Annotated in this window: 20 protein-coding genes; 13 read left to right on the top strand and 7 right to left on the bottom strand. The window is 36.3% G+C overall.

Annotated elements, in window-relative coordinates; translation table 11 throughout:
• Positions 1 to 3: 3 nt before the first annotated feature.
• A complete protein-coding gene (locus DWQ18_04965; protein RDJ34373.1) occupies positions 4 to 420 on the top strand; it encodes a transcriptional regulator in 417 nt (138 codons plus the stop codon).
• On the opposite strand, the gene DWQ18_04960 is transcribed toward DWQ18_04965, so the two are convergent.
• Together DWQ18_04960 and DWQ18_04955 are read right to left on the bottom strand one after the other, a co-directional pair.
• Positions 417 to 734 (bottom strand): DNA-binding protein, encoded by a 318-nt coding sequence (locus tag DWQ18_04960; protein RDJ34239.1) that lies wholly within the window; start codon positions 732 to 734, stop codon positions 417 to 419. The two genes, DWQ18_04965 and DWQ18_04960, sit on opposite strands and share 4 nt — an antisense overlap.
• A gap of 55 nt (positions 735 to 789) precedes the next feature.
• The gene (locus tag DWQ18_04955; protein RDJ34372.1) at positions 790 to 1,254 is read right to left on the bottom strand and encodes a DNA-directed RNA polymerase subunit K; all 465 of its coding nucleotides are present in this window, start codon (positions 1,252 to 1,254) and stop codon (positions 790 to 792) included.
• A 95-nt stretch (positions 1,255 to 1,349) separates the two neighbouring features.
• On the opposite strand from DWQ18_04955, the gene DWQ18_04950 reads away from it, so the two are divergent.
• Entirely contained in the window at positions 1,350 to 1,736 is a 387-nt protein-coding gene (locus tag DWQ18_04950) for a hypothetical protein (GenBank protein ID RDJ34238.1), read from the top strand.
• Here the strand turns inward: DWQ18_04950 and DWQ18_04945 are convergent.
• Positions 1,718 to 2,041, bottom strand: a complete 324-nt coding sequence (locus DWQ18_04945; protein RDJ34237.1) for a MarR family transcriptional regulator — start codon at positions 2,039 to 2,041, stop codon at positions 1,718 to 1,720. The genes DWQ18_04950 and DWQ18_04945 overlap by 19 nt on opposite strands.
• A gap of 86 nt (positions 2,042 to 2,127) precedes the next feature.
• Here DWQ18_04945 and DWQ18_04940 point away from each other — a divergent pair, with 86 nt between their 5' ends.
• Positions 2,128 to 2,340 carry a hypothetical protein gene (locus DWQ18_04940; GenBank protein ID RDJ34236.1) on the top strand — a complete coding sequence of 71 codons (213 nt, stop codon included), beginning with the start codon at positions 2,128 to 2,130 and terminating at the stop codon, positions 2,338 to 2,340.
• Position 2,341: 1 nt separating this feature from the next.
• Here DWQ18_04940 and DWQ18_04935 read toward each other — a convergent pair whose 3' ends face one another.
• A complete protein-coding gene (locus DWQ18_04935) occupies positions 2,342 to 3,454 on the bottom strand; it encodes a deoxyhypusine synthase (GenBank protein ID RDJ34235.1) in 1,113 nt (370 codons plus the stop codon).
• A 178-nt stretch (positions 3,455 to 3,632) separates the two neighbouring features.
• On the opposite strand from DWQ18_04935, the gene DWQ18_04930 reads away from it, so the two are divergent.
• From DWQ18_04930 to speB, 5 genes are all read left to right on the top strand, one after another.
• Positions 3,633 to 4,187, top strand: a complete 555-nt coding sequence (locus DWQ18_04930; protein ID RDJ34234.1) for a hypothetical protein — start codon at positions 3,633 to 3,635, stop codon at positions 4,185 to 4,187.
• Between the two features lie 32 nt (positions 4,188 to 4,219).
• Positions 4,220 to 4,570 (top strand): hypothetical protein, encoded by a 351-nt coding sequence (locus tag DWQ18_04925; GenBank protein RDJ34233.1) that lies wholly within the window; start codon positions 4,220 to 4,222, stop codon positions 4,568 to 4,570.
• Between the two features lie 70 nt (positions 4,571 to 4,640).
• Positions 4,641 to 6,491 (top strand): threonine--tRNA ligase, encoded by a 1,851-nt coding sequence (locus DWQ18_04920; GenBank protein RDJ34232.1) that lies wholly within the window; start codon positions 4,641 to 4,643, stop codon positions 6,489 to 6,491.
• A 59-nt stretch (positions 6,492 to 6,550) separates the two neighbouring features.
• Positions 6,551 to 7,015, top strand: a complete 465-nt coding sequence (locus DWQ18_04915) for a response regulator (protein RDJ34231.1) — start codon at positions 6,551 to 6,553, stop codon at positions 7,013 to 7,015.
• A gap of 49 nt (positions 7,016 to 7,064) precedes the next feature.
• Positions 7,065 to 7,937 carry an agmatinase gene (speB, locus tag DWQ18_04910; GenBank protein ID RDJ34371.1) on the top strand — a complete coding sequence of 291 codons (873 nt, stop codon included), beginning with the start codon at positions 7,065 to 7,067 and terminating at the stop codon, positions 7,935 to 7,937.
• 75 nt (positions 7,938 to 8,012) lie between these two features.
• Here the strand turns inward: speB and DWQ18_04905 are convergent, their stop codons facing one another.
• Positions 8,013 to 8,204, bottom strand: a complete 192-nt coding sequence (locus tag DWQ18_04905; protein RDJ34230.1) for a cold-shock protein — start codon at positions 8,202 to 8,204, stop codon at positions 8,013 to 8,015.
• A gap of 120 nt (positions 8,205 to 8,324) precedes the next feature.
• Between DWQ18_04905 and DWQ18_04900 the strand changes: the two genes are divergently transcribed.
• Positions 8,325 to 8,897, top strand: a complete 573-nt coding sequence (locus DWQ18_04900) for a CDP-alcohol phosphatidyltransferase family protein (GenBank protein RDJ34229.1) — start codon at positions 8,325 to 8,327, stop codon at positions 8,895 to 8,897.
• Here DWQ18_04900 and DWQ18_04895 read toward each other — a convergent pair.
• Positions 8,894 to 9,181, bottom strand: coding sequence for a 30S ribosomal protein S26e (locus DWQ18_04895; GenBank protein RDJ34370.1), 288 nt, complete (start codon positions 9,179 to 9,181; stop codon positions 8,894 to 8,896). The genes DWQ18_04900 and DWQ18_04895 overlap by 4 nt on opposite strands.
• Before the next feature lie 60 nt (positions 9,182 to 9,241).
• Between DWQ18_04895 and DWQ18_04890 the strand changes: the two genes are divergently transcribed.
• The 4 genes from DWQ18_04890 (at position 9,242) to DWQ18_04875 (ending at position 14,158) form a co-directional block, all read left to right on the top strand.
• A complete protein-coding gene (locus DWQ18_04890; GenBank protein RDJ34228.1) occupies positions 9,242 to 10,684 on the top strand; it encodes a GHKL domain-containing protein in 1,443 nt (480 codons plus the stop codon).
• Positions 10,685 to 10,876: 192 nt separating this feature from the next.
• A complete protein-coding gene (locus DWQ18_04885) occupies positions 10,877 to 11,746 on the top strand; it encodes a ribokinase (GenBank protein RDJ34227.1) in 870 nt (289 codons plus the stop codon).
• A 176-nt stretch (positions 11,747 to 11,922) separates the two neighbouring features.
• Complete coding sequence (locus DWQ18_04880; protein ID RDJ34369.1) at positions 11,923 to 13,113, top strand: MFS transporter; 1,191 nt, start codon at positions 11,923 to 11,925, stop codon at positions 13,111 to 13,113.
• A gap of 46 nt (positions 13,114 to 13,159) precedes the next feature.
• The gene (locus tag DWQ18_04875) at positions 13,160 to 14,158 is read left to right on the top strand and encodes a winged helix-turn-helix transcriptional regulator (GenBank protein ID RDJ34226.1); all 999 of its coding nucleotides are present in this window, start codon (positions 13,160 to 13,162) and stop codon (positions 14,156 to 14,158) included.
• A 315-nt stretch (positions 14,159 to 14,473) separates the two neighbouring features.
• Here DWQ18_04875 and pyrG read toward each other — a convergent pair whose 3' ends face one another.
• Positions 14,474 to 16,075: a CTP synthase (glutamine hydrolyzing) gene (gene pyrG / locus DWQ18_04870; protein RDJ34368.1), complete on the bottom strand. Its 1,602-nt coding sequence runs from the start codon at positions 16,073 to 16,075 to the stop codon at positions 14,474 to 14,476.
• Between the last annotated feature and the right edge of the window lie 8 nt (positions 16,076 to 16,083).

Raw genomic sequence — 16,083 nt, 5'->3', positions numbered from 1 at the left:
AATATGCTGTTACCTGCAGAGATTGAATCCAAAACATTAATCCCCGCACTTCGAGCAATTTTGGCAAAAAAACTTGCAGAGGATCACAACATTAGGGAAGATGAAATTTCAAAGATGTTGGGTGTTACACAAGCAGCAATCAGCAATTACATTCGTGGAACCCGTGGAGATCCAAAACTAATTGAAAAATTACTTTCTGAAGAGCAAGTCTCAAAGATGATTGGGGAGCTTAGTGAGAACCTTGCATCCGATATGGCATACACTCCATCTAGTCTTTCACAATTCATAGGATTATGTAATTACATCAAATCTAGTTTGTTGATTTGTGATATTCATCATAAATTAGAAACCAACATCGATGAAAAAGTCTGTAAAGAATGCGAAAACATGTTACTAAAGGGCCCTGGCTCTGTTTACTAGGATTTCTTTACAACAATAATTTCTATAGTTGATAGCATTCTACCAATTCCTGCTGGATTGGCACTATCTACAATAATTTTTTCTACCTTTGAATTTCCTTTCAATAGTTTCTCTGTTATGATATTTGCAATGGCAACTGCATTAGGTATTGAATTTCCCTTTGCTCTCAAAATGACTTTGCCGTGTTTGCCAAGTCTTTCTAGTACATCAATAGCATTTCTCATTACTGGGTCATCATGTACATTATACACATACTGATTAACTCCTTGCTGATCGCTACTGGTTTCCATACTGTTTAGTTTATCCATTAACATTTAGACAATCTGTGAGATTTGTTAATTCTTTTAAATTTTCGGGATGATTCATCCATTATTGAAAGTAATCAATGGGAATATTTTGAAAATCTCCATTGGGTAATACACGTCGTATAATAATTGGAATGACTTTTTTATCTAATTCTTCCATTGCTATATCTAAAGAGGTTCTTGCAGTCTCTGGAATTGCAATAAATGGTGGAGCTCCTAATGATAATTGTAAAGCTCTTGCTCCCATGATTCGTGCTTTCTCAAATCTTGTTAGTGTTGGTGGGCCAATTGAAATTTTATTTTTCTCAACTGGTATTTCTTGAGCTTCATGAGCTTGATCACGTTCAATAATTTCTCTGCTCTCAATCTCTTTGATTCTTTTTTCTAATGCTGATTGTTCAACTTCTGTTAATTCATTTGATTCGATTAATTTTCTATAAGTGTCTAAGGCCTTTGTCAGTCCTGTATCGATTTCGCCTTCTGAAATCTCTACAGACTCTTCTGTCTCCTCGACTTGAGGCTCTTCCATCTCGATTTCTTCTACTACAACCTCTTGATCATTATCTGACAAGTAATGCAGTTTCCTAAAAGCGGTTATATATTCCAAGCATTCAAAACTACGAAATGTCTTCAGGATCTGTCTCAAAAACCATACTGATCCTAGAAATCAAGGGAAAATCTAAACTGACATTTGAATTAAAACGACATCTGTCCCCTAGAACCGTTGGCTCTATTCTGAGGAGTCTTCCGTTATCTGGAAACGCACATCAACTTGGAACTAGCATTTTGTATCTGGAGACTCCGATTGATTCTGGAATCGAGCGAGCTAGAAAAGAATTCAAAAAAGGAGATGTTGCATTCTTCCCAACTGCAGGAAGTATTTGCTTTTTTACAAAGGATGCCGAGCCAGGAAAAACAATGACGCCTGTTGGAAAAATTCTATCTAACATTGAAATTTTAAATGATGTAAAACCTGGTGATATGTTTTCTATTTATGCTGAAACTGGCTGATAAACGACGTGACCGCTATGTCCGCCAACTTTTTTCACAGTTCCGTTCTTTAGTGATTGTCTAAGATATGCATTGGCTGCAGATACTTTGACACCTGTTTGTCTTGCAAGTTCTTGAACGGTGATTACTTTGGCACCCTTGAGAAATTTACTTGCTTGTTGGTCAGTCAGTGTAACAACAATCTCTGCTTTTGGTGATCCTCCTTCTACTTTGTCTCCTTTCTTTCCTTTCTTTCCTGGTTTCTTTGAATCAGAAGATTGAGCTTTATCTTTTTGTGCAGGAGATTTGTTCTTAGTTCCACCCATGGAAATTTTTTGTAATATTCCTCTTATAAACGAACTAGAGAAATTTTCATTGCAAGTATAAATATCATCTATGTCAAATAGAAATCATGGGAGTAGTCTCTAAAGGCGCAAAATGTAATGTTGAAGGATGCTCTAATGATGGCGCACGATCTCTTAACACCGGCAAAGTTGAGAATGCCGGATTACGAGTTAATTCAACTGGAAAAAAATCAGTTCTATGCAAAGACCACTACAAAGAATGGAAGAAAGAAACAAAGGATGACAGGGAACTGGAAAGAGCGCGCTATGATAAGTTCTAATCTACTTTAATTTTGGTTTCTTTAAATCACTAGTTAACGCATCATAGTATCTGTCTGGTTTTATGAAATAATCTTCTTTTAGTTTTTGATAGTAAGTGTTTAGTTTCTTATACAGTCTCTTTGGTTTTCTTGGTTTTTGGTTGCTAAGAACGTAAAGTGCTAAAATTGGAAATGCAATTGTAGAATCTGCATATACTGTAACAACATCATTGTGTGCATCTTGAACTTTTCCCCAACTCTTTCCTTCCTGAAGAGTTGCACCTGATAGTCCTCCTGTATCTGGTCTTGCATCAGTAATTTGAATGATATAGTCTTGACCTCCATCATCTCTTCTTAAAATTTGATCAAGTAATGGCCCTGTTTGTTGTGCAGTGTTCTTTGGCACTCCTCCTCCAAGCTCTACAATTCCTGATTTTTTTGAATTGTATAATATTGCGCCTTGCTCAATAATCTCCCTTACAAAGTCCAAGTTGTATGGTTTGTCACGTAATCTGTGAACTGCAAGATTCATGGCCAATGAAGAGTCCTTTAGTGTAGAGATGTAAACTGGTACATCATAATCATATGCTGCAGTGACAAAACTTTTTTCCGGAAATTTTGCCTTTTCTTTGCTAATTTTACCCATGAGATTACAAAATTCTGCTGTTGTAAACGGCTTGTCTGTTAGTTTATCTTTGAACATCTTTTGAACAACTTGGTCCTCAGCTTCTAGTGTTTCATAGAATTTGATGTACACATCACGAATTCTGACGATTTCTTTTTCGTATAGTACCATATCGTCAACTTCAAAATGACCTTGCTTTACTGGAAAACCCCAGGCAAAATGATCTTCATGATATACATTTGCACCAGTAGTGATAATCCAATCAACAAATCCTCTCTCAATTAGGGTTTTGAATATTCCTCCAAAGCCTACAGGTGTCATTGCGCCTGCAACTGTAAGACAAATTGTTGCATTTTCTTTAATCATTTTTGCATATAGTTTTGCAGCCTCACCAAGCTGTCTGCCATTGTATCCTGTGCTGGCAAAGACATCTACTAGATCCTCTATTGTCATTTTAGGATCGAGTTTGACATGAGGTATGTCTTTTCCTTTGAAATGGTGGTGATTCATTTCAAATATTGGAAATTCTTTTTGGTAATATTGGTTTCCATTTCTTTTGCTGTTTTTAATTCTGAATTTATTTTAAAATTTCGAATTCAATGACAACACTCTTAAAAGTACGCACAAGATCTTTTGCATGCCTCATATACTGGTGTCATTATTCAAGGATAGGAAATTTTGAATTTAGATGGCTGACAAAATTAACAAATATTTGATAATTGGTGGCGGAGTTGGAGCAGCTGTAATAATTGGCATAGTCTTTGGACTTTATTCCTTTGATGCCACCCAGCCAGCTGAAACTCCAGTAGAGGATTTACCACAAATCATTTCAAACTATGAATCTGATGATTTACTCAAAACAAATTCAGAGTATCGAATAAACGAGCAATGTGAAATCTTGTATGCAATGACTGCAAGTGTTTATCCTAATGATGAACCACTGCAACCACTAAGTCTTTTAGAATTAGTTGACAAATATCCTGAAAACTTTGCTAAATGGAGCAATGAGTTCCAAAATGAAAATACTACACAAGCATTCTTAGAAGCTGGACTTTCACCAGAATTCTTAAGCTCCTTTACTGATGTAGTAATGATAGAATATTCAATTAATCCGGAATTAAAGCCAACAGCACTCTTGGCATTTTTGCCTGACCCTTCAACTGGAGAGCGATTAATGGAGCTTTATGAGGACTATGAATGTGAAGCATACTATAATGAAAGACAAAACATTCTAGAACCATAAACACAATAACTAACCATACTACGATTAATCCAATGAAAATAGTTGATTCAACTATAACTAACCGTGTATCAAGTGGCCCAAAAAACTCTACGATAATTTTCTCAAATGGCTCACTAGTCCAGGATGAAATAACAATCAAATCAATTTCCCTATTGCAGTATATTGAAAAAAATGATGAAAAGCTAGGCCCATACTCTTTGCTGACATCTTTGGTGGAGACAGATATTGGCTCAGTTGAGCTATTGTATGATGAAGGGTACAGAGGAGATAATGCTTTGAGTGATGCTGAAAATTTTTTAAAACAAAATTTGGGATTATCTGGTTTGATTCTAAGATCTATCATAGCATTGAGGGATGAGACCAAAACAAATATCGAAAGTTAAGCAGTTTTTACAAGAAAATCTTACATTCAAAGCCAAAGGTTTAATTCAATAATTCTAACTTTTCACTTTGTTGAGGATTTTACAATTACACTGTGACAGCATCGAGTATGCCCCTACAAAAAAAGAAATCAAATCTGCAGAGGAGATAGACCCAAAACCAGAAAAGATTGATGAGGTGGTTGTAGCATTTGTTGCAGTTGAGGAAGGAGATGACTCATCTGTTGGTCAAAAGGCAATTTCGGAAATCAAAGAATCAATGAATAAGGTTGGATGCAAACGCTTGCTCTTGTATCCATATGCGCACTTGAGCTCAACTCTTGCTGCACCAAGCACTGCATTATCCATCCTCAAAGAAATGGAGTCCTCTGCATCTGATATTGAAGTGTCTCGTGCACCATTTGGTTGGACAAAATCTTACAAAGTTCAAGTCAAGGGACATCCGTTGGCTGAAAACTCCAAAATTATCACAAAAGGTTCTTCTGAGGAAAAAACTTCTGATGCACTAAAGTCTGAATCAAAGATCAAATCTTACTGGTATATCTTAACTCCAGATGGAACCATGACTGAAATGTCTGATTTTAATTTCTCAAAGTATCCTAATTTAGAAGTACTATCAAAATATGAAGCAGCAAAAAAGAGAAGTGTTGATGAGCCACCTCCACATGTTTTGCTGATGAAAAAACTTGCAATTGCAGACTATGAGCCTGCATCTGATTCTGGAAACATGAGATTTTTCCCAAATGGACGATTGATAAAATCATTAATTGAAAGATACGTAACTGATAGGGTTCGTGATTATGGTGGCTATGAGGTTGAAACACCAATCATGTATGATTCACATCATCCAAGCATGGAGAGTTACTTTAATCGATTTCCTGCAAGGCAGTACAATATCAATTCAGAAGGAAAGAAACTCTTTTTACGATTTGCAGCATGCTTTGGGCAATTTTTAATGGCAAATGATTTCCAGTTATCCTACAAAAACTTACCATATCGACTATACGAATTGACTCGGTATAGTTTTCGACGTGAGCAGTCTGGTGAGCTAGTTGGTCTTAGAAGATTGCGCGCATTTACAATGCCTGATTGCCATGCATTTTGCAAAGACATACCACAGGCAATTGAGGAGCTAAAGGTACGATTTGATCTTTCAAAGAGTGTCATCAAGGAGTTGGGAATCGATGAAAGCGATTACGAGATGGCAATTAGATTTACTGAGGACTTTTACAATGAAAACAAATCTCTAATCCAGCAAATGGTTCAAAAACACGGCAAGCCAGTTTTAGTAGAAATGTGGAAAGAAAAATTCTTTTATTTTGTTTTAAAATGGGAATTTAACTACATTGATAATTTAGGAAAGGCATCTGCGTTATCAACTGACCAAATTGATGTAGAGAATGGAGATCGTTATGGAATCAAATTCATTGATGAGCATAATGTTTCCCAGCATCCAATAATTTTACACAACTCCCCTAGCGGGGCAATTGAGCGTGTAATCTATGCAATATTAGAAAAAGCTGCAATGGACTCTAAGAAAGGCAAAAAGCCAGAGCTGCCACTATGGCTTGCCCCAACACAGGTGCGAATCATTCCACTCAAAGAAGAATTTCTAGATTTTAGTCAAAAACTCTGCCAAAAAATATCCGATAAAGAGATTCGTGTTGACATTGATGATAGAAATGAAAGCATTGGCAAAAGAATTCGCGAGGCTGAAAAAGAATGGATTCGATACATCATAGTGATTGGAGAAAAGGAGGTTGCATCATCTAATTTGAGTATCCGAGATAGGATGACTGGCCAAACCACTGATGTATCCTTTGATGACTTTGTAAATAAAATCAAAGAGGCCACCAAAGGAAAACCATTTTCAAAGCTAAACGTTCCATTATACTTGTCAAAACGACCACAAATCATGGTCTAAGCTAGTGCGTTCATATCAAACAAACTAAGGCAGAAAATCCATTTTTACTCTGTAAAATCATGAGTATGAATATTCTAGTTGCAGAAGACAGCGATTCCTTTGCATTATTGTATAAAAAATCACTAGAGGCAAGAGGCCACAAAGTGACTGTTACAAAAAACGGATTGGAATGTTTTTACAAATATTCTGATGATTTCAAACACAATGAAGGAAAAACTGGAAAATCTCCATACGATTTGGTTATACTAGATCATCAGATGCCAAGGATGAAAGGGCTAGAAGTTGCAAAACAAATTTTGGATCTTAATCCATCCCAAAGAATTCTTGTTGTTACTGAATATGTCAAGGCAATAATGAAAGGCGTTCGTGAACTAGGATCCAAGATAGAATTACTTGGAAAACCCTTTCCATCACTTGCCATGGTTCGCCAAGTGGAAGGACTAGCCACGTACAGATGGCGACAAAAGATGTCAACTGGTCTAAAAGACTGGGATGGCGAAACAGGACTGTCTGATTTTTACTAATGAATCGATTTATTATACAGTAATTTTTCTAATCAAGCTAAGATTTGAGATGAGCTACCTTGAATTATACATGAATAGAAATCCACTGATTACTAGTGCTGGAGGAGATGATCCTAAAGCAATTCTGTATGGAATTCCATTTGATTCAACTCATTCTTACAAGCCTGGCACCAGATTTGGACCAGATGCGATAAGAGATTCATTTAACAACATTGAAATTTTTCATCCAGAGTTACAAGTCGATTTAGAGGAAGTAGAGGTAGAAGACCTTGGCAACACAAAACATACTGTCGTTGCAACTGAGATGCTTGATATGGTTGGAAAGATTACAACCGAGTTACTAGAAAGAAAAAAACAACTCTTCATACTTGGGGGTGAGCATTTAATCACTTTAGGAACATACATGAGCTTTCCAAAAGAAACAGGCTATGTGGTCTTTGATGCACATTATGATTTACGTGATGAATATGCAGACATAAAGTTGAGTCATGCAGCATATCTTAGAAGAATCGTTGAGAAGAGAGGGGCAGACAACATCATCCACGTTGGGGCGCGCTCCTTTGTCAAAGAAGAATTACAATTTCTAAAAGAGAATAACATCAAAACAATCGCTGATAGAGACATTCGAGATGGCAAGGGTCCAAAATTACTCAAAGATGCAATATCAACATTTGATTCCATTTACACTAGCTTTGATTTGGATGTAGTCGATCCTGGATTTGCACCAGGTGTTGGTAACCCCGAAGCTGCAGGAATCACATCTAGGGAATTGTTTGATTTGATATACTCATTTGAAAACAAAAAAGTTTCTGGAGTTGATATCGTTGAGCTAAATCCAAACTATGATAATGGCTCTACTGCATCACTTGCTGCAAAGATTGTATCTACAATGCTTGCATTGAACATAGCACAAGCTAAATAGACTAATAAAAATAAAAAATTTCTTAAAAAATTATTGTTTTCAGAAACACAAAGGCATCTTAAACTAATTTTTTAATTATTCGACTTTCTTTACGTTGATAGCGTTTGGTCCTTTTGGTCCTTCTCCAACTTCAAACTCGACTTTATCTCCATCTTTTAGGAAACCTTCAACTCTTGATTTGTGTACAAACAAATCGTCGCCGGATTCTCTTTCGATAAAGCCAAAGCCCTTAGTACGGTTGAACCATTTTACAGTGCCTTGTTCCATATACTGCTATTTCCTTCTGAGGGACGTATATTAACATAACAATTGACTTTGATTGTGTAACAGCTATTATGCCTGTTGAGTCCTTGAATTTTTTATATTACTCATTTATGGGAGAATCAAATGCTAAATAATTTCAGAGAATCCCTCAAGCCTCATCTAGAAAGGATCGGAAAGGTTTTTGCTTCTACTGGTTTGTCACCAAACTTTTGGACCAGCGTCGGTTTGGGATTTGCGTTTCTTTCTGCATTTGTATATGGTTGGAATTTTGAGTATGCGTTTATTCTTGGAGGTGTATTGATACTAGTATCAGGATTCTTTGATGTTGTTGATGGCCAAGTTGCGCGAGTATCAAAGCAGACATCAAAGAAAGGGGGCTTTCTTGATTCAGTCTTTGATAAGATTGCCGAAGTAGCAATCTTTCTAGGAATTTTGATTGGAGGATACGCCGAACCCTATCTTGTTTTGTTAGCTATAACACTTTCACTACTTGTTAGCTATGCCCGCTCTAGAGCAGAATCATTGGGTGTCAAATTACAGGGAATTGGAATCGGTGAACGTGCAGAAAGATTACTAGTCATTGCAATTATTGGTATGATTGGATTCATGGAGTATGCTGTAATCATTGTGATAATTATTGCAGGAATAACTTTGATTCAAAGAATAATCTTTACTGCTAAAAACATCTCAGACTAGCGCAGTCTGCCACGTTGGCGTCTTGAAGCCTCTGATCTAATCTTTAGTATTCCAAAGTGAATTGCACATGAAATACAGTACCACTTTAGAACTTTGGGTGATGCAATGTATGCTCCTTGTGCACGCAACTCCTTTGCCAAAGCATGTTCTACCAAGTTTAATCTTGATGTAACCTTCTTTGCCTTGTCTTTTGGAACAGTAGAGCCGCAGTTTGTACATTGAACAACTCCAGAAGAGCCTTTTCCTCCCTTCTTTCGTCCTCTACTGGCTCGTTTTAGTGGCATAATCTTCTCAGGTCTCTCCTCCATATAATCTTGCTTTTAAAATTTGGGGTCGTACTATGTATGTCCAATCTGAACACCGAATTTGACATTACGGGTATCTGTGATTTTACTATCATGGCAAGGCGATATCTTGGCCGTCAGACAGAGGACTCTATAGATGATAAAGAGACTATGGATTCAATTGAAGAGGATCCATTTGGTGAAAATAAACGCAAGTTTAAGCTCCAAGACAATGAATCAATGTCTTCTGGAACTGATGATCTAAAGGAAGAGTCAGCTGAGACACAAGAGGAGCTCAAAGAGACAACAGAGTTTATGAAAGTAAGTAATGAGGATTTTAAAAAGAGAATCGAGCGAATTAATCACATTAAAAAATTACACGAAAACTTTGATCGTGAACTAAAGATTCTACAAGAAGATGAAGTAATTTCTGAGCTAGACTCTGATCCAAACTCTTCTAATCCAAACTCTGAGGTTCATAAAATTGGACGCGATGTTTCTGAATTAATCTCTAGTAACAACAAACAACGACTAAAGGTTATGGAGTTGCAGATAGAATCTGAAAAGAAACAGTCTGCAAAACTCAACAGTAGAATTCAAGAAAAGATGCAAAGCATCAATAATTTAGAAACTGTACTGCGCACAGAATTAAGCAGTGAAATCAGCAATATTATCGATGACTCTACTGCAAGAAAATTAAAGATAATGCAAATGCAACTTGATTCTGAGCGGAAACTATCTGAGGAATTAAATGCAAAAATTCAGGAAAACATGGCTACCATAATAAAATATGAAAGAGAATTAAGTGAACAGCGTGACAAATTAGAAATCGAAGTTCAAATTAAAACTAAAAAATTACTCCAAGCAGAAAGATTGTCTGCAATTGGAGAGCTGGCAGCACGTGTTGCCCATGATTTGAGAAACCCACTATCTGTCATCAAAGGATCTGTTGAATTAATCAAAGTAAAGAACAGCTCAAACGCAAGTGAATTCATTGTACGACAGATGAATCTAATTGAGCGAGCAATCTCTCGAATGTCACATCAAATTGAAGATGTTCTTGATTTTGTAAAACCAATTCCACTAAAGACAAGTAAAAACTCTATCAAAAAGACAATCCATTATGCTTTGGAGAAGACTAAGCTATCTAGTAACGTTAAACTAAACTTGCCTGAAAATGATATGGAGCTGACATTTGATGCAGACAAGATGGATGTTGTCTTTGATAATCTACTAACAAACGCAAAACAGGCAATTGATGATTCTGGTGAAATCACAATAAAGTTTTCAGAAGATGAGAAATATGCATACATTGGCATTACTGATTCGGGACCTGGAATTCCTGAAGACATTCTGCCAAAAGTTTTCGAGCCATTAGTTACAACAAAACAGACTGGAACAGGATTAGGGCTTGCAAGCTGTCTTAGTATAGTAAAACTACACGGCGGAAAGATTACTGTAAAAAATAATCCTACAACTTTTACAATAAAGCTACCAAAATAGCTGAAAAATTTTATCACTTTTTACAAGTTTTAATTCTAGCATGATCTATTATGTTTAGTGCGAGGACTCTGTCATACCTGCCTGACATCTAATCAGGAGTTGATAATACACAAGGGCAAAATTATGTGTAAATCCTGCTATGATGGAATTAATGCAAAAAACTAAATCCAGACATTATGGCATTTTCATTAAATGAAACTGGCGCTCTTTTCTCACTGTACAATAGACAGCATTGTTCTTGATGGCAATACCAACGAGCAAATTGGTGGTGCTGCTTGTTACGGTGGATTAACTGCGCGAAAATTCAAGTTTGATGTGGAATTGTTTACAAAATTTGGCAAGGACTTTCCTTATCGTTACCTATCTGAGAATCAAATAAAGTTTGAAAACGCATTATCTGAAAAACCAACTACCAGATTTCGACTAGAGATTACAGGCGCTGAGCGTCAAATGTTTCTTGAAAACAAATGTGATGACATAGAGTATACATCATCAGATGCTGATGGTTTTCTTGCCAGCCCCCTATGTGGTGAAATATCTAGTGATTTGTTTGAAAAGATAAAAAATGATGCAAATTTTTTATTTCTAGATCCTCAGGGATTTTTACGAAGAACTGATGCACAGAAAAAAGTCTTTCTTGAAAAGACATCTCTAAATCTTCAGGGAGTTGATGCAATAAAGCTAAATCCTGAGGAGTTAGCTGCAATAGAGCCTGGCGATTTTGAAATTACACTAAAGGCAATTCAAAAACAAGGTCCAAAATATGTTCTCTATACTAACAAAACTGAGATATCTCTATTGTATGAAGACAAACTATACTCGTTGTCTTTACCAAACAAAGAAGTGTATGATACAACAGGAATTGGCGATATCTTTTCAGCTACATTTGCATGCACTCTACTAAAGGAGAAGGATTTTCTTTGGGCATTTTGTTTTGCTGGAGGTTCTGCTCAGGCAGCTCTTGATACAAAAGAGATTGGACTGCTCAAAGTTCCTGAGCGTGGGGCTACTGAAACAAATGCTTCTTATTTTTATAACACAATAAAATTCAGACAGATTTAACTTCTAGTCGATTGATGAGTCATTAAACTAATGTCTAAATCTCTTAATAATAAATCAAAAAATGATATTACGAGAAAGACTGAGACCTTAAAAAAGATCCAAATCAAACAAAGGTTTTGAATTAATTGATACTAGATTGGCTAACTAAAGACGGAAAATTACTTCTAACTACAAGAATGGTAAGAACATTCTCGTATGGATTTTTGAGTATTATACTTGCTATTTATCTGAAACAAATTGGGTTTGATGATATTCTAATCGGAGTAATTCTCTCAGTTACTCTACTAAACAGTGTGTTTTTCACGTTATTTGCAAGCTTTTACGCAGACAGATTTGGACGAAGAAGAATTCTGATAATTTATGCTGTTTTAATGTCTGTGTCTGGAACTATCTTTTTGCTTACTGATAATTATGTGGCTTTGATTGTTGCTGCATTAATTGGAACGATTAACGTCACTGGTTCTGAAACGGGTGCGTTTCTTTCATTAGAGCAAGCTATTCTGCCACAAACGGTAAAAAAGATCAAAAAAAGGAACACACTTTTTGGATTTTATAACATGGGTGGAACATTTGCAATGTCTGCTGGAATATTACTATCAGGAATTCCGCAAATATTACAAAATACTGGATGGTCAAATATTGAATCATTCAAACCGCTTTTTGCTGTATATGTTATAGCTGGATTAATAGTTGCAATTTTGTATCTACTTTTGAGCAAAAATATCGAGGTTGGAAATAAACCCACAACAAAGACACAGCTCAATCCATTGAATCAATTATCTCCAAAATCAAGAGGAATAATTGGGAGATTGTCAGTATTGTTTTCCCTTGATTCCTTTGCAGGAGGATTTGTCATACAAAGTATAATCTCATTTTGGTTCTTTACTAGATTTGGGGTGGATTTGACTACTTTATCATTGATCTTTGCAATAGCTGGCACATTGACTGCATTTTCATATGTTTTGGCTACAAGAATCGCAGACAAAATAGGATTGATTAACACTATGGTTTTTTCACACATTCCTTCAAATGTTTTACTTGTTTTACTTGCGTTTGCACCAACATTTCCTATAGCGCTAGGATTGCATCTTGCTAGAATGACATTATCGCAGATGGATGTACCAACCAGACAATCATACATTGTTTCAGTGGTGAATGAAAATGAAAGAACTGCAGCAGCTGGAATTACAAACACCTCTCGAAATATTGCTCAGGCAGTAAGCCCATCCATTACGGGATTAATTATTCATTCATTGTGGTTGTCCGCGCCTTTTGTGATTGGCGGAGTACTGAAAATTGCTTATGATGTCGGGGTGTATCTAAATTTTAGGAAGATAAAGCCACCTGACGAAGCAATATCTGACTGAGAATTTCTGGATTTATCCTTTTATTGAGCCGATTTATGATTCAATTGTGCACGTTGGAATCTATGGTAAAGGATTAACTGTTTCTTCATCAAAACTAATCAAGAAAATTTTTGAAGACAAGGGAATCTCAACATCACTTGTTTCTAAAACAAAATCAAAACCATTTGATTTTATTATCGTTTTAGGAGGGGACAAGGGAGTTCGAAATTACTTTCACAGAACATTTGATTCAACAACACCAATTCTTGGAATTAGTGAGGCTGAAATCAGTGGGTTCTTGGCGCAAATTGATCTGAAGGAGATTTCCTCTTATGTTGAGCGCTTAAAGAATCAAAAGTATACCATAGAAGAAGTACAGCGCCTTGGAGTCAAAATCGATGGAAAGAATGTCTATCCTGTGTTAAATGATGTCTCTGTCTTTGCATCAAAGAGTGCAATGCTAATGGAGCATACGCTGCGTGTCAACGGTGAAGAAGTTTGGCATGATAGCAGTGATGGAATTATAGTGTCTACTCCAATTGGTTCATCAGCATATTCAATGTCTGCAGGAGGTCCTGTAATATTTCAGGATTCATCTGTATTTGGAATCATTTCAGTAAACTCTCTAAATGTTACAAGAAGGCCTTTGATAGTTTCAAATGACAGCTCTATTGAGATTGATGATATCTCATCTAGATTGCACTGTGAGGTGGTCTTGGATGGAATTGATAGGTATAATGTCAAAAAACTAGTAGAGTGCACAAAGTTTTTGCCACCTGCAAGAATTATTCGAATGAAAAAGGACTCTACTGCAATCTCTGCATTGGCAAAGAAGGTTCATCTTGCAGAAGAACTACTCAGTATGCCTCCTAGCTCAAAGTTATTGCTAAAGATTCTAGAATATGAGGGACCCTTGACTCAAAAAGAACTTGCAAACAAAACATTACTCCCTGATAGAACAGTCAGATTGGCAATTAGTCATTTATTGGATAAGGGATACGTAAAACGTAAGGTGTCAATTCGTGATGCAAGACAAAAAATTTACGAAATCTCAAAGATAGAATAAATCAAAAATAGATTTTGCTTCATATTCGGAATTTGTTATCATCATAATTAAGAGGAATCAGAGAGAACCCGTTGGAATAATCATTAGCAAATTATTTTGTTTCTTCCTGTAATTAATTCTATAATATTTTGCACTAGAAATTTTTACCGACTTCTGTCCCAGTGACAATCGCAGTTGCATCCTTTTTGGCATCTGATGCGCTTGCAATCAGAACAAACCTTACTACGCCAATATGGGGCAGTGTTCATGTTTCTAGTAGCGTTTCTAATTATAAAAATTCTATAGGGTTTTACCTGTTTTGAGAACCTATCTCGATTATTTTTGGGCAGCAGCACTTACAAAGGCTTCAAAGACATTTTCAGGAAATCCTGGCCTGCTGTTAAACTCTGGGTGATACTGTACTCCTATGAAGAACTTATGAGATGGAATTTCAAGAATTTCCATTCTTTTTCCACTATCACTCTCGCCTGTAAAGAATAATCCCTTTTCATTGAATTGCTTGATGTAATCCTTGTTTACCTCGTATCTGTGTCTGTGTCTTTTTGATATTACTTTGGATTTGTAAATTTTATTTGCAATGGAATCTTCCTTTACAAAGATTTCATTTGCACCCAATCTCAGTGAACCGCCCATATCTTCAACATCTTTTTGCTCAGGCAATAGATCAATGATTGGATTTTTTGCATTCTCTTTAATTTCAGTAGAGTTTGCATCTTCTAACTTCAAAACACTTCTAGCAAAAGCAACTGCTGCTAGCTGGAATCCAAAGCAGATTCCTAAATATGGGATGTTATTTTCACGTGCATATTCTGCTGTTTTGATAATTCCCTCAGAACCTCTTGTTCCAAATCCTCCAGGAACTAATATGCCATCATAGTTTGATAGTATCTTGTAATCGTCTATGGATTCTGAATCAATCCAATCAATCTTAACTGATTTTCCAATCTTTGCACTTGCATGATGTAACGCATGATTGACACTAACATAGCTATCAGCTAGTGTGACATACTTTCCAACCATTGCAATCTTTACTGATTGGTCCTCATGATTCAGCATTGATTCTACTATTCCATTCCACTTGTCCCAGTTAGCTGATGCATTGACCAGTCCAACTTTTCCAAACTTTGTAAATATTGAATCAACTATTCCCTGATCATATAGTATCTGTGGTACTTGGAAGATTGACTTTACATCATGACATGATAACACATCATCTTGTGTGACGTTTGTAAACAGTGCAATCTTCTTTTTGGTCTTTTCCTGTAGTGGTTCCGTACATCTTACTGCCAAAAAGTCTGGCTGAATACCAATTCTTCTTAATTCTTGTGCGCTATGTTGCGTTGGTTTTGTCTTTTGCTCCCCTACAACATCAAGTGATGGTGCTAGTGTTACATGAACAAAGATTACATTCTTTGGTCCCTGCTCAACCCTAATCTGCCTTAATGCTTCTAAGAATGGCAGGCTCTCAATGTCTCCAACCGTTCCACCACATTCAACAATTAAAACATCTAATTCCTCTGATTCTGCTACTTGGAAAATTCTATTTTTTATCTCGTCTGTTACATGGGGAATAATCTGAACACATGCACCAAGATACTCTCCTTTTCTTTCTGCCTCTATTACCTTAGAGTATACCTGCGCTGTAGTAATGTTGTGGCTTTTTAGAATATTTTGATTCAAGAATCGCTCATAATTTCCAATATCCATATCACATTCCCCGCCATCTTCTGTGACGAAAACCTCCCCATGTGCAACAGGATTCATTGTTCCTGCATCATAGTTTAGGTATGGGTCGATCTTGATACAAGATACCTTTTGATTTGATAACTGTAATAATTTTGCAATGGATGACGTCACGACTCCTTTGCCAAGGCCAGACATTACACCCCCTGTTACAAAAATGAACTTTGTCTGCACATATGTGA

The organism is Thermoproteota archaeon (assembly GCA_003352285.1).
Classification (GTDB): domain Archaea; phylum Thermoproteota; class Nitrososphaeria; order Nitrososphaerales; family Nitrosopumilaceae; genus PXYB01.
The sequence above is the reverse complement of the archived record's forward strand: the minus strand, read 5'-3'. Positions and strand labels throughout refer to the sequence as shown.